Source organism: Spirilliplanes yamanashiensis (assembly GCF_016863475.1).
Classification (GTDB): Bacteria; Actinomycetota; Actinomycetes; order Mycobacteriales; family Micromonosporaceae; genus Spirilliplanes; species Spirilliplanes yamanashiensis.
In genome coordinates, this window is sequence record NZ_BOOY01000005.1 from 222489 (window position 1) to 244687 (window position 22199).

Annotated in this window: 21 protein-coding genes and 1 pseudogene; 9 read left to right on the plus strand and 13 right to left on the minus strand. The window is 73.9% G+C overall.

Annotated elements, in window-relative coordinates:
• Positions 1–2 precede the first annotated feature (2 nt).
• The 4 genes from Sya03_RS05320 to Sya03_RS05335 all read right to left on the minus strand — a co-directional run bounded on the left by Sya03_RS05320 (position 3) and on the right by Sya03_RS05335 (position 3178).
• Entirely contained in the window at positions 3–632 is a 630-nt protein-coding gene (locus Sya03_RS05320; protein ID WP_203937013.1) for a helix-turn-helix domain-containing protein, read from the minus strand.
• A gap of 784 nt (positions 633–1416) precedes the next feature.
• Positions 1417–1785, minus strand: a complete 369-nt coding sequence (locus tag Sya03_RS05325; protein ID WP_203937014.1) for a DUF3037 domain-containing protein — start codon at positions 1783–1785, stop codon at positions 1417–1419.
• On the minus strand, positions 1782–2528 hold the full coding sequence (locus tag Sya03_RS31465) for a HipA family kinase (protein ID WP_203937015.1): 747 nt from the start codon (positions 2526–2528) through the stop codon (positions 1782–1784). The genes Sya03_RS05325 and Sya03_RS31465 overlap by 4 nt, the downstream gene beginning before the upstream one ends.
• Positions 2529–2533: 5 nt before the next feature.
• Positions 2534–3178, minus strand: coding sequence for a TetR/AcrR family transcriptional regulator (locus tag Sya03_RS05335; RefSeq protein WP_203937016.1), 645 nt, complete (start codon positions 3176–3178; stop codon positions 2534–2536).
• Between the two features lie 44 nt (positions 3179–3222).
• Between Sya03_RS05335 and Sya03_RS05340 the strand changes: the two genes are divergently transcribed.
• Complete coding sequence (locus Sya03_RS05340; RefSeq protein ID WP_203937017.1) at positions 3223–3987, plus strand: alpha/beta fold hydrolase; 765 nt, start codon at positions 3223–3225, stop codon at positions 3985–3987.
• Here Sya03_RS05340 and abmR read toward each other — a convergent pair.
• Together abmR and Sya03_RS05350 are read right to left on the minus strand one after the other, a co-directional pair.
• On the minus strand, positions 3984–4511 hold the full coding sequence (gene abmR / locus Sya03_RS05345) for an ATP-binding transcription factor AbmR (RefSeq protein WP_239107121.1): 528 nt from the start codon (positions 4509–4511) through the stop codon (positions 3984–3986). The two genes, Sya03_RS05340 and abmR, sit on opposite strands and share 4 nt — an antisense overlap.
• Positions 4512–4629: 118 nt before the next feature.
• A complete protein-coding gene (locus Sya03_RS05350) occupies positions 4630–6102 on the minus strand; it encodes a deoxyguanosinetriphosphate triphosphohydrolase family protein (RefSeq protein WP_203937019.1) in 1473 nt (490 codons plus the stop codon).
• A 77-nt stretch (positions 6103–6179) separates the two neighbouring features.
• Between Sya03_RS05350 and Sya03_RS05355 the strand changes: the two genes are divergently transcribed.
• The 6 genes from Sya03_RS05355 (at position 6180) to Sya03_RS05380 (ending at position 13166) form a co-directional block, all read left to right on the plus strand.
• Complete coding sequence (locus Sya03_RS05355; protein ID WP_203937020.1) at positions 6180–7277, plus strand: MBL fold metallo-hydrolase; 1098 nt, start codon at positions 6180–6182, stop codon at positions 7275–7277.
• Positions 7278–7454: 177 nt separating this feature from the next.
• Positions 7455–8489: a LacI family DNA-binding transcriptional regulator gene (locus tag Sya03_RS05360; protein ID WP_203937021.1), complete on the plus strand. Its 1035-nt coding sequence runs from the start codon at positions 7455–7457 to the stop codon at positions 8487–8489.
• An 11-nt stretch (positions 8490–8500) separates the two neighbouring features.
• Positions 8501–10105, plus strand: a complete 1605-nt coding sequence (locus Sya03_RS05365; RefSeq protein WP_239107122.1) for an FAD-dependent oxidoreductase — start codon at positions 8501–8503, stop codon at positions 10103–10105.
• A gap of 13 nt (positions 10106–10118) precedes the next feature.
• Positions 10119–11381 carry an ABC transporter substrate-binding protein gene (locus tag Sya03_RS05370; protein ID WP_203937022.1) on the plus strand — a complete coding sequence of 421 codons (1263 nt, stop codon included), beginning with the start codon at positions 10119–10121 and terminating at the stop codon, positions 11379–11381.
• Positions 11381–12352, plus strand: coding sequence for a carbohydrate ABC transporter permease (locus tag Sya03_RS05375; protein WP_203937023.1), 972 nt, complete (start codon positions 11381–11383; stop codon positions 12350–12352). The genes Sya03_RS05370 and Sya03_RS05375 overlap by 1 nt, the downstream gene beginning before the upstream one ends.
• Positions 12342–13166, plus strand: a complete 825-nt coding sequence (locus tag Sya03_RS05380) for a carbohydrate ABC transporter permease (RefSeq protein ID WP_203937024.1) — start codon at positions 12342–12344, stop codon at positions 13164–13166. The genes Sya03_RS05375 and Sya03_RS05380 overlap by 11 nt, the downstream gene beginning before the upstream one ends.
• On the opposite strand, the gene Sya03_RS05385 is transcribed toward Sya03_RS05380, so the two are convergent.
• From Sya03_RS05385 to Sya03_RS05395, 3 genes are all read right to left on the minus strand, one after another.
• Positions 13156–13392 carry a hypothetical protein gene (locus Sya03_RS05385; protein ID WP_203937025.1) on the minus strand — a complete coding sequence of 79 codons (237 nt, stop codon included), beginning with the start codon at positions 13390–13392 and terminating at the stop codon, positions 13156–13158. The two genes, Sya03_RS05380 and Sya03_RS05385, sit on opposite strands and share 11 nt — an antisense overlap.
• Positions 13393–13486: 94 nt before the next feature.
• Positions 13487–14371 (minus strand): diacylglycerol/lipid kinase family protein, encoded by an 885-nt coding sequence (locus Sya03_RS05390; RefSeq protein ID WP_203937026.1) that lies wholly within the window; start codon positions 14369–14371, stop codon positions 13487–13489.
• A gap of 75 nt (positions 14372–14446) precedes the next feature.
• Positions 14447–15034: a GAF domain-containing protein gene (locus tag Sya03_RS05395; RefSeq protein ID WP_203937027.1), complete on the minus strand. Its 588-nt coding sequence runs from the start codon at positions 15032–15034 to the stop codon at positions 14447–14449.
• Between the two features lie 74 nt (positions 15035–15108).
• On the opposite strand from Sya03_RS05395, the gene Sya03_RS05400 reads away from it, so the two are divergent.
• Positions 15109–16020: a PfkB family carbohydrate kinase gene (locus Sya03_RS05400; protein ID WP_203937028.1), complete on the plus strand. Its 912-nt coding sequence runs from the start codon at positions 15109–15111 to the stop codon at positions 16018–16020.
• Between the two features lie 7 nt (positions 16021–16027).
• Positions 16028–18358 carry a glycoside hydrolase family 65 protein gene (locus Sya03_RS05405; RefSeq protein ID WP_203937029.1) on the plus strand — a complete coding sequence of 777 codons (2331 nt, stop codon included), beginning with the start codon at positions 16028–16030 and terminating at the stop codon, positions 18356–18358.
• A 2-nt stretch (positions 18359–18360) separates the two neighbouring features.
• On the opposite strand, the gene Sya03_RS05410 is transcribed toward Sya03_RS05405, so the two are convergent.
• The 4 genes and pseudogenes from Sya03_RS05410 to Sya03_RS05425 all read right to left on the minus strand — a co-directional run.
• A complete protein-coding gene (locus tag Sya03_RS05410) occupies positions 18361–19653 on the minus strand; it encodes a hemolysin family protein (RefSeq protein ID WP_239107123.1) in 1293 nt (430 codons plus the stop codon).
• Between the two features lie 48 nt (positions 19654–19701).
• Positions 19702–20169: a GNAT family N-acetyltransferase gene (locus Sya03_RS05415; RefSeq protein WP_203937031.1), complete on the minus strand. Its 468-nt coding sequence runs from the start codon at positions 20167–20169 to the stop codon at positions 19702–19704.
• Positions 20169–21053 carry a DNA-3-methyladenine glycosylase family protein gene (locus tag Sya03_RS05420; protein ID WP_203937064.1) on the minus strand — a complete coding sequence of 295 codons (885 nt, stop codon included), beginning with the start codon at positions 21051–21053 and terminating at the stop codon, positions 20169–20171. The genes Sya03_RS05415 and Sya03_RS05420 overlap by 1 nt, the downstream gene beginning before the upstream one ends.
• A 379-nt stretch (positions 21054–21432) precedes the next feature.
• A pseudogene (locus Sya03_RS05425) lies at positions 21433–22199 on the minus strand (Pecanex-like protein 1); the annotation flags it as partial.

A 22199-nucleotide genomic window follows, 5' to 3' on the forward strand; every position in this document is an offset into this window, starting at 1 on the left:
CGTCACGGCGCCGCCGGCCGCCGGCCGCCGTGGCAGTCGGCGTGCCAGTCGGCGTGCCGGTCGAAGTCCACCGCCCACGCCCCGCACAGCTCGCAGGCGAACCCGGCGCTGTCGGAGCGGCCCGGCCCGTTGCGCGGCGCGCCGGTCTTCTGCCGGTACAGGTCCGCCGCGATCCACAGCGGCCGCCACTGCCGGGTGACGATCTCCTGCGGCACCCCGAGCACGACGGCGAACCGGTCGACGAACGTCCACTTCGGGTGCATCTTGCCCGACAGCACCCGGGACACCGTCGCCTTGCTGTAGACGATCGCGTCGCCCAGCTCGCCCATGCCCGGGCTGCCGGCCTCGGTGTACGCCTGCTTCAGCTCGGCGGCCAGCACCGCCCCGGCGGTCTCGCTGTCGATGAGCCGCACCCGCCGCAGCACCCGCTCCTCGCTGGGCGCGATGACCAGGTCGGCGGGGGTGCCCCCGGCGTGGGCGGCGCGCCGCTCGGGCGGCTCCGGGGCGGCGTGCCGCGGCTGCCGGCCCGGCCCGCGCTCCGCCGGGGGCCCGGCGACGACCGGCACCTGCACGGCGGCGCCGACCGGCAGCTGGACGGCGGTGCCCGGCGGCACCTGCACCGTGGCGCTCACCGCAGGGCACTCGGGACGCGGCCGCTCCGGAGCGGGGCGGCGACGGCGATCACGGCGCGTTGCCGGATCCGGATGGCGGGATCGGTACGGATGGTCACGAGGCTGCTCCCCGATGGTGGGTCCATGCTGGCCCCCGGCGTGCCGGGTGGTGACGGGCCGTCACTGCGCGACACATCTTGCACCTCGGACGGGGGGTCGGCCAACCGTCTCGTCACGCCCCGCAGTCGCCGCCGCGCAACGCGCCGCACCCCGCGCGAGCCGGCAATAAACCTTGTTGTGGCTCGCAACAAAACGGACGAATGTCCCGCGGAATGCCGGCCCGCGCATTCCTTCGCCGTTCGTGGCGGCGCCGGGCCGCCGCGGCGCCGGCGGTTGTGACGCAGCGTGTGGATCTTGCCCGCCGCGGCGGCGGGCAACGCGACGGTCGCGGCACCGGCGGGACCCGGGGACATCGGCGCAGGTGGCGGCCGGTGTGGACGCCGCCGGTCGAGGTCGCCCCGCGCTGCGCCGTCCACCGGCCTCGCCCTCGTTGTCCCGGCGCCCGGGTCACCCGTCGTGACGCCGGAATGGGCGCGCCGGCGATCGTCCACCGTGGACAACGTGAGGACCCGGCGCATTCCTTCGCATTTCCCGATCCGATTCTTCCGGGCGCACGCCTTCCAAGTGCGCCAACCGCCCATACCGGACGGCCGTGTCACGCACGGTAGCCGGGCCCGCGGACGCCGGTGATCGGCGTTACGCGAAATTTTCTTTGTGCCAATTCACCCGGGGGTGTCGCGCGGCCTCAGTGGACCAGTAGCGCGACCAGCCGTTCCAGGTCCGCCGCCGGGTCCGTCGTGAGGCCCGTGTGGACCGGCCCGGCCTGCAGGATCGTGCTACGCGGGGCCGTCAGCCAGCGGAACCGCTCGCCCTGCCGCATGTCGCGCGCCGGGCCCTCGCCGTCGCAGGTGCGCTGCCAGCCGGCCAGCGCCACCGCCACCGCGTCCACGTCCGCGCCCGGGTCGAGCGCGAGCAGCCGCCCCGGCTCCAGGTGGGTGGCGACGGCGAGGAAGTCCTTCGGGCGGCAGTACAGGATCACGCCGACGTTGATCCGCTCGCCGCGCTCGACCCGCGGGACCGCCTGGACGGTGGCGTACTCGTACGGGGTCCTCATGCCGGCAGCCAGTCGCCGGGCGCCGCGGCGCGGGCCGTGAGGTGGCCGAGGTACGCGGCGCGGGCCTCGTCGGCGGTGTCGAAGTCGAAGGCGGCGAGCCACTCGTCGGGCACCGCGGCCAGGGCGCCGGTGAGCAGCTCGGGGGTCAGCGTGGCGGTCAGCCAGTCGCCCGCGGCGGCGGTCTGCCGCGCGTACGAGCGCAGCACGTGGTCGTCCGCCCGGTACGGACGGTGCACGACGGCGGCCGCCCGCGGCCAGTTGTGGTGGAAGTACAGCGTCGCGCCGTGGTCGATGAGCCAGACGCCGCCGTGCCACATCAGCAGGTTGGGGTTGCGCCAGCTGCGGTCGACGTTCTCCACGAACGCGTCGAAGCACAGCACCCGCGACGCCAGGGTCGCGTCCACCGGGTGCGCGACCGGGTCGTAGCCGAGGGAGCCGGGCAGGAAGTCCATGCCGAGGTTGGCACCGGCGCTGGCCTTGAGCAGCTCCTGCACCTCCTCGTCGGGCTCGGCGCGGGCGACGACGGGGTCGAGGTCGACCACGACCAGCTCCGGCACGGGCAGCCCGAGGCCGCGGGCCAGCTCGCCGGCGACCACCTCCGCCACGAGCGCCTTGGGTCCCTGGCCGGCGCCGCGGAACTTCACCACGTACGTGCCGAGGTCGTCGGCCTCGACCACGCCGGGCAGCGAGCCGCCCTCACGCAGGGGCGTCACGTAGCGGGTGGCGGTCACCTGGCGTAACACGATCGTCAGCCTAGAGGGGGCAGCAGGGCGCGCAGGGCGCGGGCCGTCCACGCCCGGTACTCGGCGACGCTGCGCCCGCGGTCGTGGACGAACAGGCCGTACTGGTGGGGGGACTGCAGCACCCACAGGCTGTCGCGGATCGCGTCGGCGTCGGCGCCGCCGAGCCGGTCGGCGACGGTCGCGGCGAGCAGGCCCGCGCCGGCGAGGCGCTGGGCCTCCAGCTCGGCGAACAGGGCGGCGATCTGCGGGTCGGCGTCCGCGGCCCGCTGCACGACCGACCAGATGGGGTACGCCCGCGGCGCCACCTCGGCGAACGCGTCGGCCAGGCGCTCGACCAGCTCGTCGAACGTGGCGGCCTCGTGCACCCGGGTGAGCACCGGGCGGTCGCGCAGCGGCCGGTCGGCGGTGTCGCCCGCGATCGCGGTGTCGACGGCCTCCTTGAGCAGCCCGACCTTGGAGCCGAACGCGGCGAACACGGTCGGCGACGACACCCCGGCCTCGGCGGCGATGCGGGCGACGGGCACCGCCGCGTACCCGTGCGCGACGAAGAGGCGGCGGGCGACGGCGAGCACCCGGTCGCGGTTCTCGCGGGCCTGGTTCTGTCGGCTTCTGGCGTCGTAGCGGCGGCGGCCTTGCCCGGTCGCGGTCATTGACTTACCTTAGCGTGTATTCGATAGAGACGAGGTAAAACGAAATGCTGCATGCCATCGAGACCGGCTCCGGCCACCCGGTGCTGCTCATCCACGGCGGCGCCGAGGACGCCGACCTGCTGGAGCCCCAGGCCCGGGCCCTGGCCGCACGCGGCTTCCGCGCCATCCGCTACGACCGCCGCGGCACCGGCCGCAGCACCCGCGCCGACTGGCCCGGCGGCGGCGCCGACCAGCACGCCGACGACGCCGCCGCGCTGCTGGCGTCGCTGGACGCCACCGGCGCGACCGTCCTCGGCTTCAGCTCCGGCGGCGTGGTCGCGCTCGCCCTGGCGGCCCGGCACCCCGGGGTCGCGCGCGAGGTCATCGCCTGGGAGCCGGCCGCCCTGGGCGCCCTGCCGGACGGCGCGGCCCTGCACGCCGGGATCGCCGCCCCCATCGACGCGCACCTCGCCGCCCACCCCGGCGACTGGGTGGGCGCCTTCCACGTCGCGCTGACGATCATCTCCGGCGGCGAGGCCGACCTGACCTCGCCCGCGGTGCGCCGCATGGAGCGCAACGCCGAGGCGGTCATCCGCGACGACTCGCCGCTGATCACCGCCCGCGGCTTCGCGCCGGGTGAGCTGCCACCCGGCCTCGTCACGATCGCGACGAGTGCCGCGCCGAACCCGCTGCACGGCGCGATCGCCGCCGTGCTGACCGGCCTCGCCGGCCGCCCCGTGCTGGTCGCCGAGAAGGCCACCGACCACGAGGTCTACCTGTCCGACCCGGACGTCCTGGCCGACCTGCTGGCCGCCCGCGCGGTCCGCTAGCCCAGGTCGGGCCCCTGGCGGCGCAGGTCCTCGACGGTGCCCATGGCCTCGCGCAGCTGCCGCAGCCAGTCGTCGGTGTGCTCGCCGACCAGCCGCACGCACCACGCCAGCGCGTCGGACCGGGACCGGGCGACGCCCGCGTCGACCAGCGTGTCGAGCACCTGGCGCTCGGGCTGGCGCAGGCGGGTCATCACCGGCGCGGACAGGTGGGTGAACAGCTCGCGGGTGTCCCCGCACGCCGCGCCCCAGCTGACCTTGCGCCGGTAGCGGTGCTCCAGCTGTTGCGCGACCTTGATACGACGGTCGCGGGTGTCCTCCCGGAACTGGTGCACCCGGCCGGTCTCGGCGGCGGACCGGTCGGCGTCGGTGGCGTCGGTGCCCAGGTCGGGCTGGGGCAGTGTGCCCCACACGACGATCTCGTCGCGGTCGATGACGGTCTCGGGCGGCTCGGTGAACCACCCGTCGGGTACGGCCCCCGCGATCCACGCGGCGGCGTCGTCGGCGGGCGGCGGCTCGCTGCGCACGCCCGGCGGAGCTCCTCGATAACGCATGATTACACAGTTACACCGCTACACGAGAAACGCCAGCACCTTCGCCCAGGGTGAACACACGGGCAGCGCGGGGGAGTGCCGGAGTGCAGGCCTACAGCACGAAGGCGTCGGTCCACAGCTGCCGGCTGCGGCCCGACAGGGCGTCCAGCAGCGCCACCGCCTGGCTGTCGGTCAGCGACGCCACGAAGTCGATCACCGCCCGCCCGCGCGCCCGGCCCAGCCGATCGGAGGTGTCGGCGGGCAGCTCGGCCTCGGCGAGCTCGACCAGGTCGTGCAGGCGGCGGGGCAGCCGGCCGGTCTCCTCGGGGTCGGCCAGCCAGTCGAGCAGGGCGTTGACGAGGGTGTGCAGCAGCCGGGCCTGACCGCGCTGGTGCAGGGCGAGGTCGGGGCGCTCCAGCACGAACCGGTGGTGGATGAACTTCAGCACCTGCACCTCGTGCCACTGCGCGGGGGCGAGCAGCACGTGCCCGGAGCGGGGGTGCGGGTCGGCGACGAGCCGCACGGCGTCGGTGAGGCGCCGGGTCCACACGGCGGAGAACGCGGCCACGTACTGCTCCGCCTCGATGGAGCCGTCGAACGGGGCGGCCAGCAGGCCGTCGACGAGTTCGGCCCGGACGGTCTCGACGGCGGCGGCGAACGCGTCGTCGTCGGTGATCCAGGAGTCCTTGCGGTGCAGCTCGCGCCGGAGGCGTTCGATGGCGTGGCCGGGGCGGCGGGCGGTGAGCGTGGCGCCGGTGAGGTCGCCGCGCTGCCACGCCATCAGCTCGGTGGCGACGGAGCCCTGCTGCAGGACGCCGACGCGGTGGAAGTCCTCGACGTCGTGGATGGCGTAGGCGACGTCGTCGGCGAGGTCCATCACGGACGCCTCGACGGTCTGCTGCCAGTCGGCGATGCGCCCGGCGAACGGGGCCCGGGCCTGCTGCAGGTCGTGCACCTCGGTGGAGTAGGCGCCGAACTTGGCCGAGCCGGAGTGCGGGTCGCCGGCGGGCACACCGGCGCCGCGGGGCGCGGGGTCGAGGGTGCTGGGGTGCGGGCTCGGGTGGGTGTGCCGGGTCCACGGGTACTTCAGGACGGCGGCGCGCACGGCGGCGGTGAGGTCGAGCCCGATGGTGGTGGTGCCGCGGATCTCGGTGCTGGTGACGATGCGGTACGACTGGGCGTTGCCCTCGAACCCGTCGGCCAGCGCCAGCTTCTGCCGGGCGATCCGGTCGAGGACCCGTTCGCCGAGGTGGCCGAAGGGCGGGTGGCCGAGGTCGTGGGCGAGCGCGGCGGCCTCGACCACGTCGGGGTCGCAGCCGCCGAGCTTGTCGGCCAGCGGGTCGGGGGCGAGCCGCTCGGCGATGGCGCGCCCGACCTGGGCCACCTTGAGGCTGTGGGTGAGCCGGTTGTGCACGAGCAGCCCTGCCCCGCCCGGGCTGATGACCTGGGTGACGCCGGCGAGCCGGGCGAAGAACGGGCTGCTGACGATGCGGTCGCGGTCGGCCCGGAACGGGTTGGCGGCGAGGTCGCCGGGGGCGACGGCGGCGCCGCCGAACAGCCGGGAGCTACGGGGGTCTTCCTGCACGAACGATCAGCCTACTGGCAGTGCTGGTCCCGGCCGGTCAGACTTGGGCCGGACGGATCGAGCGAAGAGGGGCACGGATGGCGAAGCGGTCGCGGGCGTTGCTGGCACTGGCGGCGGGGGCCGTCGCGGTCTGGGCGGCGCGGGAGATCCCGGCGCAGATGGGGGCGCGGGCCTCGGGGGCCCGGGCGGAGCGGGTCCGGCGGTCCCCGCAGTTCTCGGACGGCAAGTTCCGCAACTCGGTGCCCGCGTCGCAGGTGACGGTGGCGTCGGCGCCGCGGCTGATCGCGGCGTCGCTCGCGGACCGCGACCGGCGGCGGCCGCACGCGCCGATCCCGGTGCTGACGCCGGACACCGGCGGCGACCACTCGGGCCTGCACATCACCTGGTACGGGCACTCGACGGCGCTGGTGGAGATCGAGGGCCGCACGGTGCTGCTGGACCCGGTGTGGAGCGACCGCTGCTCCCCGTCGCGGCTGGCGGGCCCGAAGCGGATGCACGAGATGCCGGTGGCGCTGGGCGACCTGCCGCCGCTGGACGCGGTGCTGATCTCCCACGACCACTACGACCACCTCGACATGGCGTCGATCAGGGCGCTGGTCGACCTGCAGACGGTGCCGTTCCTGGTGCCGCTCGGGGTGGGCGCGCACCTGGAGGCGTGGGGCGTACCGGAGCAGCGGATCGTGGAGCTGGACTGGTCGGAGTCGCGCACGGTCAACGGGGTGGAGTTCGTGGCCACGCCGGCCCGGCACTTCTCGGGCCGCGGCTTCAGCCGGGACGAGACGCTGTGGACGTCGTGGGTGATCGCGGGCCCGACGCGCAAGGTCTTCTACTCGGGCGACACGGGCTACTTCCCGGGCTTCGCGGAGATCGGGGCGCAGCACGGCCCGTTCGACGCGACGCTGGTGCAGGTCGGCGCGTACGGCGACGCGTGGCCGGACATCCACATGACGCCGGAGGACGGCGTGTCCACCCACGTCGACGTGCGCGGCGGGCTCATGGTGCCGGTGCACTGGGGCACGTTCAACCTGGCGCTGCACGACTGGGCGGAGCCGGTGGACCGGGTGTGGCGCGAGGCGAAGGACCGCGGCGTGGACCTGGCGGTGCCGCGGCCGGGGGAGCGCGTCGACGTGGACAACCCGCCGGTCGTCGACGGCTGGTGGCGCGACATCGCCTGACCGGGATCGCTCGTCCGCCCCGTCACGGCCGGTCCGTGGCGGGGCGTTCGCGTTCCCCGCCGGCTGCTAATACGAATTATCAAAGGGGATCATCTTGACGGCCCCGGGAATCGGGCCGCAGGATGTTACCCCTGTAACTAATGCGTATTACCGCTGAAACGGAGGCGGGAGTCGGCCGTGAGCACTCCACGCAAGCGCGTCACGCAGCAGGACATCGCGAAGATGACCGGCGTGAGCCAGGCGACGGTCTCGCTCGTCCTGAACGGGCGCAGCGACGCCGACGTGCGGATCTCGCCGGAGACCCGCGAGCGGGTCCTCAAGGCCATCCGCTCCACCGGCTACGTGGCCGACCCGATCGCCCGGCGCCTGGCCGCCCGGCACAACCGCATCCTCGGCGTGTTCACCTACGAGCCGGTGTTCCCGTCCGGCACCGCCGACTTCTACCACCCGTTCCTCGTCGGCATCGAGGAGTGCGCCGAGAGCATCGGCTGCGACCTGCTGCTGCTGACCAGCGCGCCGGTCGTCGACGGCCGGCGGCGCATCTTCCACCAGGACAACCGGCTGCGCCTCGCCGACGGCTGCGTGCTGCTGGGCCGCTCGCTCGACCCCGCCGAGCTGGGCCGGCTGCTCGTCGAGGGCCAGCCGTTCGTGTCCGTCGGCCGCCGCGACGACGCCGGCGGCCCGGTGCCGTACGTCGGCGTCGACTACGCCTCCGCCACCGCCGCCCTCGTGCGCCGGGCCGTCGCGGTCGGCCACACCCGCCTCGGGTACGTCGGCACCGGCGAGGGCCCGGAGTCCTGGGTGGACCGCAAGGCGGGCTTCGCCGGCGCCGTCACCGCGGCCCGGGTGTCCGGCGAGCACGTCACCGTCGCCGGCCGCACCGCCGGCGAGGTGCTCGACGCCGTGCTCGCCGCGGGCGTCACCGCCGCGTTCGTCGAGGAGTACGCCGACGGCGTCGCGCTGGTCAAGGCGGCCCGCGAGCGCGGGCTGGCGGTCCCCGGCGACCTGTCCGTGCTCGCCCTCGGCGACCCCACGCGCGCCACCGAGACGATGGATCTCACCGGCTACCGGATCCCGCGCCGTGCCATGGGCTGGCAGGCCGTCGAGGTGCTGTCCGGGCTGCTCGAGGGCAGCGACGCCCCGACGCAGCGCCTGCTGCCGTGCGAACCGGTCGACGGCGCCACCTGCGCCCCGCCGGCCACCACGACGTGAGAGGAACGACTGTGTCCGAACTGGAGTGCGAGGTCCTCGTCGTCGGCGGCGGGCTCGGCGGCGTGGCCGCGGCGCTGGGCGCGCTGCGCGCCGGCCGCTCGGTCGTGCTGACCGAGGAGTTCGAGTGGCTGGGCGGCCAGCTCACCAGCCAGGCCGTCCCGCCGGACGAGCACAGCTGGGTCGAGCGCTTCGGCGTCACCGCCAGCTACCGGGCGCTGCGCGAGGGCATCCGCGACTACTACCGGCGCTGGTACCCGCTGACCGGGCGGGCGCGCGCCACCCGCGAGCTGAACCCGGGTGCCGGGCACGTCAGCCGGCTCTGCCACGAGCCGCGCGTCGCCGTCGCCGTCATCGAGGGCATGCTGGCGCCGTACCGGGGCTCGGGGCGCCTGCGGGTGCTGCAGCCGTACGTGCCGGTCGCGGCCGACACCGACGGCGACCGGGTGCGCGCCGTCACCGTGCGCCACCGGCTCACCGGCGACGAGGTCACGATCGCCGCGCCGTACGTGCTCGACGCCACCGAGCTGGGCGACCTGCTCCCGCTCACCGGCACCGAGTACGTGACCGGCTTCGAGTCGCAGGCCGACACGGGCGAGCCGAACGCACCGGAGGTCGCCGACCCGGCCAACATGCAGGCCGTCAGCGTGTGCTTCGCGATCGACCACGTCGACGGCGACCACACCATCGACCGGCCCGCGTCGTACGGCTTCTGGCGCACCTACCAGCCGGCGTTCTGGGGCGGGCCGATGCTCGGCTGGACCACGCCCAACCCGCGCACGCTGGAGCCGTCGACCCGGTCGTTCACCCCGAACCCGGACGACGACCCGTGGCTGGTGAACGCCGACCAGCGGGTCAGCGCCGGCGACGGCAACCTGTGGACGTTCCGGCGCATCGCCGCCCGGCGCAACTTCGCCGACGGGGCGTACCCGAGCGACATCTGCCTGGTCAACTGGCCGATGATCGACTACTTCGAGAGCCCGGTCATCGACGTGCCCGACCCGGAGAAGCACCTCGCGGCCGCCCGCGAGCTGTCGTACTCGGTCCTGTACTGGCTGCAGACGGAGGCGCCGCGCGCCGACGGCGGCACCGGCTTTCCCGGCCTGCGGCTGCGCGGCGACGTCACCGGCAGCGCCGACGGCCTGGCCCAGGCCCCCTACATCCGGGAGTCGCGGCGCATCCGGGCCGAGTACACGATCGTCGAGCAGGACCTGTCGCTGGAGATCCGCGGCGACCGGGGCGCGGTGTCGCACCGCGACGCCGTCGGCGTCGGCATGTACCGCATCGACCTGCACCCCTCGACCGGCGGCGACAACTACATCGACGTGGCCTCCTGCCCGTTCGAGATCCCGCTCGGGGCGCTCATCCCGCGGCGGGTCGAGAACCTGCTGCCCGCCGGCAAGAACATCGGCACGACCCACATCACCAACGGTTCCCACCGGCTGCACCCCGTCGAGTGGAACGTGGGCGAGGTCGCGGGCCTGCTCGCGGACTTCTGCCTGGCGCGCGCGACCACCCCCCGCGCCGTGCGCAACTCACCCGGCCTGCTGGCCGTTTTCCAGGACCGCCTGACCTCGGAGGGCGTCGAGCTTCGCTGGCCCGACGTCTCCGGATACTGAGGAAGGATCAACCATGAGGGTACGGTTGCTCACCGCCGCCGGCCTGGCCGCGCTCATGACCCTGACCGCGTGCGGGGGCTCCGGCGGGGACTCCGGCTCGTCCGGGGGCCCGGTCACGCTGCGCATGACCACCTGGTCGGCCAACGAGGCGCACGTCGCGCTGTTCAACGAGATCGCCGCCGAGTACAAGAAGACGAACCCGGACGTCGACGTGAAGTTCGACGCCCTGCCGTTCGAGACGTACACGACGACGATCACCACCCAGATCGCCGGCGGCAACGCCCCCGACCTGGCGTGGATCCTGGAGAACTCGGCCCCCGACTTCGTCGCCTCCGGCGCGCTCGTCGACCTCGACGACGTGCTGGAGAAGAAGGAGGAGCTGGCCCCCGCGGCGACCGCGCTGTGGACGTCCGGCGGCAGCCTGTTCGCGTACCCGTTCTCGACCTCGCCGTTCGGGGTGTTCGTCAACACCGACCAGGTCAAGGCGGCCGGGGCGGGCAGCCCCGCCGAGCTGCGGGCCGAGGGCGAGTGGACCTGGGAGAAGGCCGTCGAGATCGCCGCGGCGTCGGCGGCCAAGAGCGGCAAGGCCGGCCTGGTCATCCGCGACTTCGACTACAAGACGTGGGACAACCTGGCCACGGTGTGGGCGGGCTGGGGCGCCGAGGCGTGGAGCGCCGACGGCAAGACCTGCGGCTTCAACCAGCCGAAGATGGTCGAGGCGATGACCTTCATCCACGACGCCATCTTCGAGAAGAAGGCGCTGCCCGCCCCGGGCACCAGCGCCGACTTCTTCGCCGGTGAGTCCGCCATGACGATCACCCAGATCTCCCGCGCGTCGCTGCTCAAGGATGCCACGTTCGGCTGGGACCTGGTGCCGCTGCCGAGCGGCCCGAACGGCCCGTACTCGGTGATCGGCCAGGGCGGCCTGGGTGTGCTGAAGAAGGGCAAGAACGCCGAGGCGGCCGCCGCCTTCCTCAAGTTCTTCACCAACGAGGCCAACTCGGCGAAGCTGGCGCAGTTCTTCCCGCCGCCGCGGCAATCGCTGCTCAACGCCGACACCCTGGCCAAGACCAACCCGCTGCTCAAGCCGGCCCAGCTGCAGGACGTCGTCATCGACGGCATCAGCAAGGGCGTGGTGAAGCCCAGCCACAAGGGCAACGCCGAGATCTCCCAGGCCGTCCGGTCGGGCCTCGACCCGCTGTGGAAGGCCGACGCCGACCCCAAGGCCGTGCTGGACAGCGTCTGCACCTCGATCCAGCCGCTGCTGGCGAAGTGATGACGCCGTCGCGTTCGACGCCGGTGGCGGACCGGGCTCCGGCCCGGCCCGCCCCGGCGGGCGCCGGCGCGCCGGTGGGCCGGCCGTCCTTCTGGACGACGCGACGGCGCGACCGGCTCACCGGCTACCTGTTCATCGCGCCGCAGCTCGCCGGCACGGTGCTGTTCGTGCTGATCCCGCTCGGCCTGGTGTTCTGGTACAGCCTGCACGAGTGGAACGTCCTCGCCGACGAGTTCACCTTCACCGGCGGCGAGAACTACGCCAAGCTCGCCGCCGACCCCAACCTGCCCGGCGTGCTGCGCGCCACCGGCCTGTTCTCCGCGGGCCTGGTGGTGCTCAACCTCGCCCTGGCGCTGTTCCTCGCCGTGCTGCTCAACCAGAAGCTGCGCGGCACCACGTTCTTCCGGGTGCTGTTCTTCTCCCCGGTCGTCGTGTCGCTGGTCGCCTGGACGATCGTCTGGCAGTTCATGCTCCAGGACAACGGCGGCGTCAACGGCCTGCTCGCCACCGTCGGCGTCGACGGCCCGAACTGGCTGCGCTCGGACGGCACCGCGATGATCTCCGTGATCGTGGTGCAGGTCTTCAAGAACGTCGGCCTCAACATGGTGCTGTTCCTGGCCGCGCTGCAGGGCGTGCCGCAGGAGCTGTACGAGGCCGCCCGCGTCGACGGCGCGAGCCGGTGGCGCACGTTCTGGCGGATCACCATGCCGCTGATCAGCCCGACCGTGCTGCTCACCTCGATCATCACGGTCGTCGGCTCGCTGCAGGTGTTCGCGCAGATCGCCATCCTCACCCAGGGCGGGCCCGGCACGTCGACCACGGTGCTCGTCTACTACCTGTACCAGCAGGCGTTCCAGTTCCACGCCTTCGGCTACGGGTCCACCCTGTCCGTCCTGCTCTTCGCCATCGTGCTGGCGCTGACGGTCGTCCAGTGGCAGCTGCGCAAGAGGTGGGTCCACCATGAGAACTAAGGTCTGGCTGTACGGCGTCCTGCTGGTGCTGTGCGTGCCGTTCGTGTTCCCGACCTGGTGGATGGTCACCTCGTCGCTGAAGCCGAACGCCGACATCTTCGCGTTCCCGCCCGCCCTGTGGCCCGACGACCCGAGCTGGTCGGCGTGGGGCCAGGTCTTCGACATGCAGCCGTTCGCGCAGCAGTACTGGAACTCGGCGTACATCGCCCTGGTCGTCACGCTCGGCACCCTGGCGGTGTCGGCGCTGGCCGGCTACGCGTTCGCCCGGGTGCGGTTCCCCGGCCAGAACGCGCTGTTCCTGGTCGTCCTCACCGGCCTGCTCATCCCGAGCGAGGTGACGATCGTGCCGCTGTTCCGGATGTTCAACAGCTGGGGCATGGTGGACACCCACTGGCCGCTGATCCTCGTGCCGATCTTCGGCGCGCCCAGCGTGCTGGCCACGTTCATCATGCGCCAGTTCTTCATCACGCTGCCCGGCGAGCTGGAGGAGGCCGCCCGCATGGACGGCCTCGGCCGGCCGGCGATCTTCTGGCGGATCGCGGTGCCGCTGGCCAAGCCGGCCCTCGGCGCCGTCTCGATCTTCACCTTCCTGCACAGCTGGAACCTGTACCTGGAGCCGATCGTGTTCGTCCAGTCGCAGGAGAAGTTCACGCTGCCCCAGGCGCTCACCCAGTTCGTGGACGTCTACCAGGGACCGTTGTGGAACGTGCAGCTGTCCGCGGCATCGATGACGGCGATCCCGGTGCTGATCGTGTTCGTGATCGCCCAGCGCCAGTTCATCGAGGGCCTGGCGCACACGGGCCTCAAGGGGTGATGGCGGTCGCCGCCACGGCGACCGCGGCGAGCAGCAGCAGCACGCCGCCGGCGACGGCGCGGGTGCGGGCCCAGGCGGTGCGGCGCAGGTGGGGCAGCTCGCGGCGGGCGCCCCGGACGTCCAGCCAGGCGGCGTGGGCGCGGCCCACGCCGTAGCCGAGCAGGACCATGGCGACGGTGGACAGCAGGGCTGCGACGCTCATGACGGCGATCCTGTGGTCGGTCATGTTCCCGAGTGTGGGGCCGCGGATCGTCACGGACCAGGGGATACCTGGACCATTCGCGCCCAAACGGGATGAGTCTCCTGTCGGCGATCCGACATCAGGCCGGGACGCGCACCGTCACCGCGTGCGGCACCACCGTGGCGCGCAGCCGCTTCGCCGTCGTGCGGGCGCCGCCGTCCAGCTCGTACTCCATCGGGGCGGCCAGTTTCACGTCGATCTCGCGGGCGCGGGTCATCCGCACGAACGGCGAGCGGTCCGAGCGGCCCACCACCATGCGCCCCAGCGTCCGGGCCCACTCGGCCGCGCCCTGCGCCGTCGACACGCCGACCTCCAGCCAGCCGTCGTCGGGCTCGGCGTCGTCGAAGGCGTGGATGCCGCCGGTGATCGTGCCGACGTTGCCGAGCAGCACGCAGCTCGCCGCGCCCTTGAACCACGTGGTGCCGTCGATCTTCACCCGCACCTGCGGCGCCGAGCCGTCGACGTGCTTCAGGCCGGTCCACACGTACGCGAGGCGGCCGAGCTGGTCCTTCAGGCCGCGGTCGGCCTCCTTGATCAGGTTGCCGTCGAAGCCCGCGCCGGCCATCACGGCGAAGTGCTCACCGTTGACCTTGCCCAGGTCCAGCGGTCGCTTGCGGCCGTGGAACGCGATGCGCACCGCCTCCGGCAGGTCCTGCGGGATGCCCAGGTTCGTCGCCAGCAGGTTGGCCGTGCCGGCGGGGATGATGCCGATCGTGACGTCGCGCCCGGCGAGGGCGTCCAGGGTGCGCTGCACCATGCCGTCGCCGCCCCACACCAGGACCAGGTCGGCGCCCTTCGCGGCCGCCTCGCGGGCCTTCTTGGGGGCCTTGCGGCTCTTGGGCACCTCGTACCACAGCAGCGTGCCCACGTCCTCGGCGGTGACGCGGCGGCGCAGCTCGTCCAGCCCGCCGCCGAGGGTCTTCTTCCGGTGGGCGATCACTGCGACGGTCTTCGGTCCGCTCATGGCCGGGTCTCTTACCCGGCGGCGCGGACGCGCAAGCGCGGAGAGCGGCCCCTGCCCGGGCCGCTCCGGCGGGGATCAGCTCACGCCGGCCCGCAGCCGCTCCTCGGCGGCCGCGCTGCGGATCACCATGAGGCGCAGCTCCAGCTCGTCGGACACCATCGCGGCCAGGTGCTCCAGCGCCTTGAGCTGCTTCGGCGTGACCTCGCGAGGGCGGGCGTCGATCACGTTGACCGTGCCGAGCCGGTACCCGTCGTGGGTGCGGATCGGCGCGGCGGCGTAGAACCGCAGGCCCAGCTGGCCGCGGACCAGCGGGTGCTCGAGGGTGCGGGGGTCGGAGAGGGCGTCGTTGACGACGTAGACCTCGTCCTGGGAGATCACCGACGCGCAGAGGCCCGGCTCCTTGCCGACCTCCTTGACGCCGGACAGCCCCTCGCACGCGGCGAGCCAGACCCGGTCGCTCTCCACCATGGAGACGGTCGCGATCGGGGTGTCGAAGACGGTCTGCGCGATGAAGGCGACCCGCTGGTACGCCTCCTCGATGGGGTGGTCGACCAGTTCGTAACGGCGGACCGCCGCCAGGCGGCGTTCCTCCTCGGCCAGCGCCTCGGCGTTCACGGCGGGGGAGTCGAGGTACGGGTACTCGGACCCGTGACCTTGGGACATGAGGGGTCCCTCCTCACAGTCTGGGGTGTGACGGACACGGAGAGCTTAGCCAATGGCGGGGTAAGGACACGAGCATGAACAGACCGACCGCGGCCGTCGTCGGCCAGCTCGCCCGCGACCTCGTCCTCACCGTGCCGGCCCTGCCGGACGGGCACGCGGCCGCCGACGCCACCGGCCGGCGCGAGCTGCTCGGCGGCAAAGGCGCCAACCAGGCCGTGGCGCTCGCCCAGCTCGGCGTGCGGCCGGCCCTGGTCGCCGTCGCCGGCGACGACCGCACCGGCGACGACCTGCTCGCCCAGGCCCGCCGCGACGGCATCGACACCGCCGCCGTGGTGCGCCGGGCCGGCACCCCGACCGGGCTCATCGTCGAGCTGCTGGAGGACGACGCCACCTGGCGGTACGTGCAGCACCTGCCCGACGCCGTGCTGCTCACCCCCGACGACGTGGTCCGGGCCGCGCCCGTGCTGCGCCGCAGCGACGCCGTCCTCGTGCAACTGCAGCAGCCCGCGGACGCCGCGCTCGCCGCCGCCGAGATCGCCGCCGGGGCCGGCCGGCTCGTCGTGCTCGACGGCGCCCCGCCGGAGGACGCCCGCGACCGGCTGATCGCCGCCGCCACCGTCGTGCGGGCCGACGAGCAGGAGACCCGGCTGCTGCTCGGCGACACCGGCGACACCGACGACGACGTGTTGGCCGCCGCCACCTCCCTGCTCGACCGTGGACCCGGCCTGCTCGCGCTCGGCCGGCCGGGCGGCAACCTGTTCGTGTGGCGCGGCGGGCACCTCATGCTGCCCACCGACGACGACGGCGTCCGCGACACCACCGGCGGCGGCGACGCGTTCACCGCCGCGCTGACGGCGGCCCTGCTGCGCGGCGACCGGCCGGCGGACGCCGCCCGGCACGCCGTCGCCGCGTCGGGCAGCACGGTGCGCCATCCAGGGGGACGGCCCGGCCTCGCACCGTTAGAAACCGGGCATCGGGGGAACTAGATCACGGGTGAGCCACCCGTACCCGGTCGAGCCCTGGTGCCTGCGTGAGCACGGCGCCCCCACCGAGTCGCTACGCCAGGTCGAGTCCCTGTTCGCCCTCGCCAACGGCCACATCGGCATCCGCGGCACCCTCGACGAGGGCGACCCGCGCGGCATGCCGGGCACCTACCTCAACTCTCTCTACGAGCTGCGCGAGCTGACCTACCCCGAGGACGCGTACGGGTTCCCCGAGGCCAGCGAGACCGTGGTCAACGCGCCCGACGCCACGTTCGTGCGGCTCACCGTCGGCGACGCCGCGCTGGACGTGCGCACCGCCGGCGTCCACGGCCACGAACGCGTCCTCGACCTGCGCGAGGGCACCCTCACCCGGTCGTTCGAGTGGGCCGGCGTCGCCGTGCGCAGCACCCGGGTCGTGCCGTTCACCCGCCCCGCGGTGGCCGCGCTGCGCTACGAGGTGCGCGCCCTCGACGCCGCCGTGACCGTCCGCCTCGACTCCGACCTGCTGGCCAACGAGGAGCAGCCCGAGCAGCGCGACGACCCCCGTGCCGCCACCGTCCTGCAGCGGCCCCTCGTCCCGCAGCGCCACCTCGGCGAGGCGGCCGGCGGCGTGCTGGAGCACCGCACCGAGCGCAGCGGCATCCGGCTCGTGTCCGCCGTGGACCACACCGTCGACGGCGGCGCCACCCCGCCCGCCGTCAGCACCGAGGCGGGCCCCGACCGGATCCGCACCACGGTCACCGCCACGCTGGGGCCGGGGGAGACCCTCACCCTCGTCAAGGTCGTCGCGTACTCCTGGTCGGACGCGCACGACCCCGGCCGGCTGGAGCACGACGCCCGGCACGACCGCGACACCGCCCTCGCCGACGGCTTCGACGCGCTGCTGCGCGACCAGCGCCTGCACCTCGACGACTTCTGGCGGCACGCCGACGTCGAACTCGACGGCGACCCGCCCGTGCAGCAGGCCGTCCGGTTCGGGCTGTTCCACGTGCTGCAGGCCGGCGACCAGTCCGTCCCGCACCCGGTGCCCGCCAAGGGCCTCACCGGCAACGGCTACGACGGCCACGCCCTGTGGGACACCGAGGCGTTCGTGCTGCCGATGCTCACCTACACCCACCCGGACTGCGCCCAGTACGCGCTGCGCTGGCGGCACGGCATGCTGGCCCGGGCCCGCGAGCGCGCCACCGAGCTGCGGCTGGCCGGCGCCGCCTTCCCATGGCGCACCATCGGCGGCCACGAGTCGTCCGGCTACTGGCCCGCCAGCACCGCCGCCCTGCACGTCAACGCCGACATCGCCGACGCCGTCCTGCGCTACGCGGCCGCCACCGGCGACGACGCGTTCGTCCGCGAGTGCGGCGAGGACCTGCTGATCGAGACCGCCCGGCTGTGGGCGCGCGTCGCGCACCGCGGCGACGACGGCGCCTGGCACATCGACGGCGTCACCGGCCCCGACGAGTACACCGCCGTGGTCCGCGACAACCTCTTCACCAACCTGATGGCCCAGCGCAACCTGCGCGGGGCGGCGGCGTGCGCGTCGGCGGACCCGGCCGAGGCGGCGCGCTGGCGCGAGATCGCCGACGGCATGCACGTGCCGTACAGCGCGGCCAAGGGCGTGCACGAGCAGCACGCCGGGTTCACCACCCTGCAGGAGTGGGACTTCGACGCCGACGACGAGTACCCGCTGCTGCTGCACCACCCCTACTTCGAGCTGTACCGCCGGCAGGTCGTCAAGCAGGCCGACGTCGTGCTCGCCATGCACCTGCGCGGTGACGCCTTCAGCGCGGCCGAGAAGGCCGCCAACTTCGCCTACTACGAGGCCCGCACCGTGCGCGACTCGTCGCTGTCCTCGCCGACCCAGGCCATCCTCGCCGCCGAGCTGGGCCACCTGGAGCTGGCGCACGACTACCTCGGCGAGGCGGCCCTGCGCGACCTGCAGGGCGACGGCGAGAAGAGCGGCGACGGCCTGCACATCGCCTCGCTGGCCGGGGCGTGGTCGGCGCTGGTGATGGGCTTCGGCGGGCTGCGCGACCACGACGGGCGGCTCACGTTCGCCCCCCGCCTGCCCAGCCACCTGGGCCGGCTGCGCTTCGCGATCCGTTGGCGCGGCGCCCGGCTGCGGGTCACCGTGACGCCCCGCGAGGCCGCGTACGAGACCGACGGCGACCGGATCGACCTGCACCACCACGGCGAGGCCGTCACGGTGGCGGCCGGCGCGCCGGTGACGCTGGCGATCCCGCCGCTGCCCGACCCCGGGCCGGTGCCGCAGGCGCCGCCCGGCCTCGCCCCGGCCAGCCGCCGCGCCGAGCTGGCGGAGGCGGGCGACGGCGGGGCCGCCGCCTGACGTCAGTCGTCCTCGGTGTCCTCGCCGGCCCGGGCCACGGCCCGCAGCCGCACCCCCGTGATGGCCCGGCCGGTCACCTCGACCACCTCGGCGGTGAACTGCGGCAGCTCCACCACCTCGCCCGGCTCGGTGGGGATGTGCCCCAGCCGGGCCAGCACCAGGCCGGCGATCGTCGTGTAGTCGCCGTCGTCGCTGTCGTCGGGGTCGAACCCGATGTCCGGCAGGTCGTGGATGGGGAAGCCGCCCGGCAGCAGCAGCGCGCCGTCCGGCTCCTTCACCACCGACTCCACGTCGCGGTCGGTCTCGTCGTAGATCTCGCCGACGATCTCCTCGACCAGGTCCTCCATCGAGATGATGCCGTCGATGGCGCCGCGCTCGTCCACCACCAGCGCGAGCTGCTGGCGCTCCTGGCGCAGCTGGCGCAGGGCGTCCGAGACGCGCAGCGTCTCCGGCAGGAACAGCCCGGGGCGCGCCACCGCGTCCACCCGGCCCTGCGCGCCGATGAGGTCGCGCAGGTGCACCACGCCGACCACGTCGTCGAGGCCGGCGGGGCCGACGACCGGCGCCCGGGAGTGCCCCGAGTCGATCAGCGTGAACAGCGCCTCCGGGGCGGGGGTGTCCTGCGGGAACGCCAGCACGTCGCGGCGCGGCACCAGGATCTCGCGCAGGATGCGGTCGGCGATCTCGAACGCGCCGCTGATGATCGTGCGCTGCTCGGCGGAGAACTCCTGCTGCGCCGCCACCATGTCGCGGATCTCCTCGGTGCTGACCTCCTCGCGCTGGGCGTGCGGGTCGCCGCCGGTCAGCCGCACCACCAGGTCGGTGGACTTGCCGAGCAGCCACACCGCCGGCCGGGAGATCGACGACAGCACGTCCAGCGGGCGGGCCACCATCAGCGCCCAGCCCTCCGTGCGCTGCATGGCGATGCGCTTGGGCGCCAGCTCGCCGAACACCAGCGTCACGAACGTCAGCAGGATCGTCACCACCACGATCGCGGCCGGCTCGGCGGCGCCACCCAGGAAGCCCAGCGGCTCGATCAGCGGCTGCGCCAGCGACACGGCCGCGGCCGCCGACGCCAGGAAGCCGGCCAGCGTGATGCCGATCTGGATGGTGGCCAGGAACCGGTTGGGGTCGCGGGCCAGGCGGGCCAGCACCCGGCCGCCGCGCGACGTGCGCTCCAGTCGCTGCAGCTGGCCCTCGCGCAGCGACACCAGCGCCATCTCGCTGCCGGCGAACAGGGCGTTCAGCAGGACCAGGACGAAAACGAGCAGGATCTGCCCGGTATAGCCACTCACGACTGCTGACGTCCTTTGCATCGGTGACGAGCCTGAACCGTACCGGCTTTACCCGATCTTCTTCTCCAGGAACACCAGACCTGGGCCGGCCCCGCTCGGGCGGTGGTCGAACACCACATAGCCGTGCCGCTCGTACAGGCGCACGTTGTCGTGGCTGGTCGCCCCGGTGAACAGCTCCAGCCGGTCCACCCGGCCCGCCAGCGCCTCCTCCACCGCCCGCAGCAGGCGCCCGCCGATGCCGTGTCCCTGCAGGTCGGGCGCCACCGCCAGCCGGCCCACCAGGCCGTCGCGGCCCTCGACGTGGCCGCGCACCGAACCGGCCAGCCGGTGCCCGGCCCGCGCCACCAGCACCACCGCGCCGCCCGCGATGACCGCCCGCACCTCGTCGGCCGTCTCCGTCAGCGGCGGGATCGTCACGTCGCCGTACCGCTGCCCCTCCGTCAGGTAGGCGGCGCGCTGCACGGTCATGATCTCGCCCGCGTCGGCCGGCGTCGCCGCCGCGATGACGACGTCCATCAGAACCTCGCGAACGACCGGATCGGCATGCGCGGCCCGAACTTCGGCGCCACCACCCCGCCCGCCGCGAGCAGGTCGCAGACCCGGCCCCGGTGCCCCCGGTACGGCTCCAGCAGCTCCAGCATCCGCTCGTCCGTGCCGCGCGGCTCGCCGGCCAGCGCCCACGCCACCGTGTTCGGGATGTGGAAGTCGCCGACGCTGACCGCGTCCGCGTCGCCGAACGCCATCCGCACCACCTCGGCCGCCGTCCACGGCCCGATCCCCGGCAGCGACACCAGCCGCGCCGTCGCCGCCGCCGAGTCCGCGCACCGCTGGATCGCCGCCGCGACCGCCGCCGCGCGCAGCAGCGCCTGCGTGCGCCGCTGTTCCACCCCGAAGGGATGGAACGTCCAGTACGGGGTCGCCGCCACCGCCGCCGGGTCCGGCGGCAGCAGCAGCGGCACGGGTCCCGGCGCCGGCTCGCCGAAGTGCCGCACGATCGCCCGGTACGCGTGATGCGCCTCCCGGCCCGTCACCTTCTGCTCCAGCACCGCCCGCAGCACGTGCGGGAACAGCAGCCCGGTGGCCGGGTAGCGGATGCCGCGGTGGTCGCGGGCCAGCCGGTCCAGCAGCGGGTGCGCGGCGGCCAGCTCGCGGAAGCCCGTCACGTCGTCGCACAGCCCGGCGACGGCGTCCGCCCGGTCCAGCAACCAGCCGGCGCCCGGCCCCCACGCCTCCGCGACCAGCTCGCCCGCCTCCCGGCGCAGCGCCAGCGTGCCCGGCCCGTCCGGCGTGCGGGCCGCCCAGCGGAACGAGCCGTCGGCGATCGCGGCACACGGGTCGCCGCCGGGAACCATCAGCCCGCGGACGGTGCGGCGCAGGTCGTACGCCTCGGGGGGCGTCATCCGGCGCGGCTTCACCTGCGTCACTGTGCCATCTCCGTCCCGCCTGCTCCAAGCCCCGACCCGGACGCGCCGAAGGCCCCGACCGCTTCCAGGTCGGGGCCTTCGGTGAGGGCGGCTGCCGGACACCCGAGTCGTCCGGTGGCCGCCCGGTGCCGGAGCTGACTGTCCGGGCCGGGCCGCGTCGGGGATGGCCTCCCTCCGCACTGCGCTGGTGGGTCTGCGTCCCGCCCGCCTGCCTGGCGTCGCCTCTAGGGGGGTCGGCGACTGCCGGAACCGATGTGGGGGGTGGTCACCGCGGTCACGTCACCGGGCTCTCCGGTTGACGGTGCCGCGACCGCGGTGCCATCGGCGCCGGTACGGCAGGGCTCCGTACTCGGTCTCAGTTGCGGCGTCCGCCGCCACCGTTATTGTTGCCACCGTTGTTGTTGTTGTTGTTGCCGCCGTCGTTCCCGCCGTTGCCCACCTGGACCCGGACCACGTCGAACGCCGGGGTCTGGTTGGCGCGCTCCATCATCGGGATGCGGTGCGAGCCGTCACCGGCCCAGACCGCGCACTGCGCGGTGCCGGCGTCCGGCAGCCCGGCGACCTGCACGTTCACCTGGTCGGGCTCGCGGCCGCCCTGGCCGTCCTCGGTCGCGACGAAGAACGCCGGGGCCGGGGCCGGGTCCGGAGCCTCGTCCTCGTTCTCCAGCATCCGGCAGGCGGTGTGGAAGTGGCCGCGGACGATACCGTCCTCCAGCAGCGAGCTCTCCACGTAGTAGCCGCCCTGGCCGGCCGCGAGGAACCGGTCGCGGATCAGGTTCCGCGTCGACACCCGGATCGTGAACGCCTGGTTCTGGCCCACCTGCTCCGGCGCGTCGGTGATCAGCAGCGACGCGTTGTTCGCCGCGGCGCCGACCTCACCGAACTGCGTCGAGACGCACCGGTTGCCGAGCTGGAAGCCGTCGTGCGGCTGGAGGTTCGTGCCCTCGCAGCTGTTGGCGAGCACGCCGAGCGCGGCACCGGGGGCGTTCGGGTCGACGTTGCCGCCGCCGTTGTTGCCGTCGTTGCCGTTGTCGCCGCCGTTGTCCTGGCCCTGACCCTGACCCTGGTCGCCGCCCTGCTGGTCGCCGCCCTGCTGGCCGCCGCCCTGCTGGCCGCCGCCCT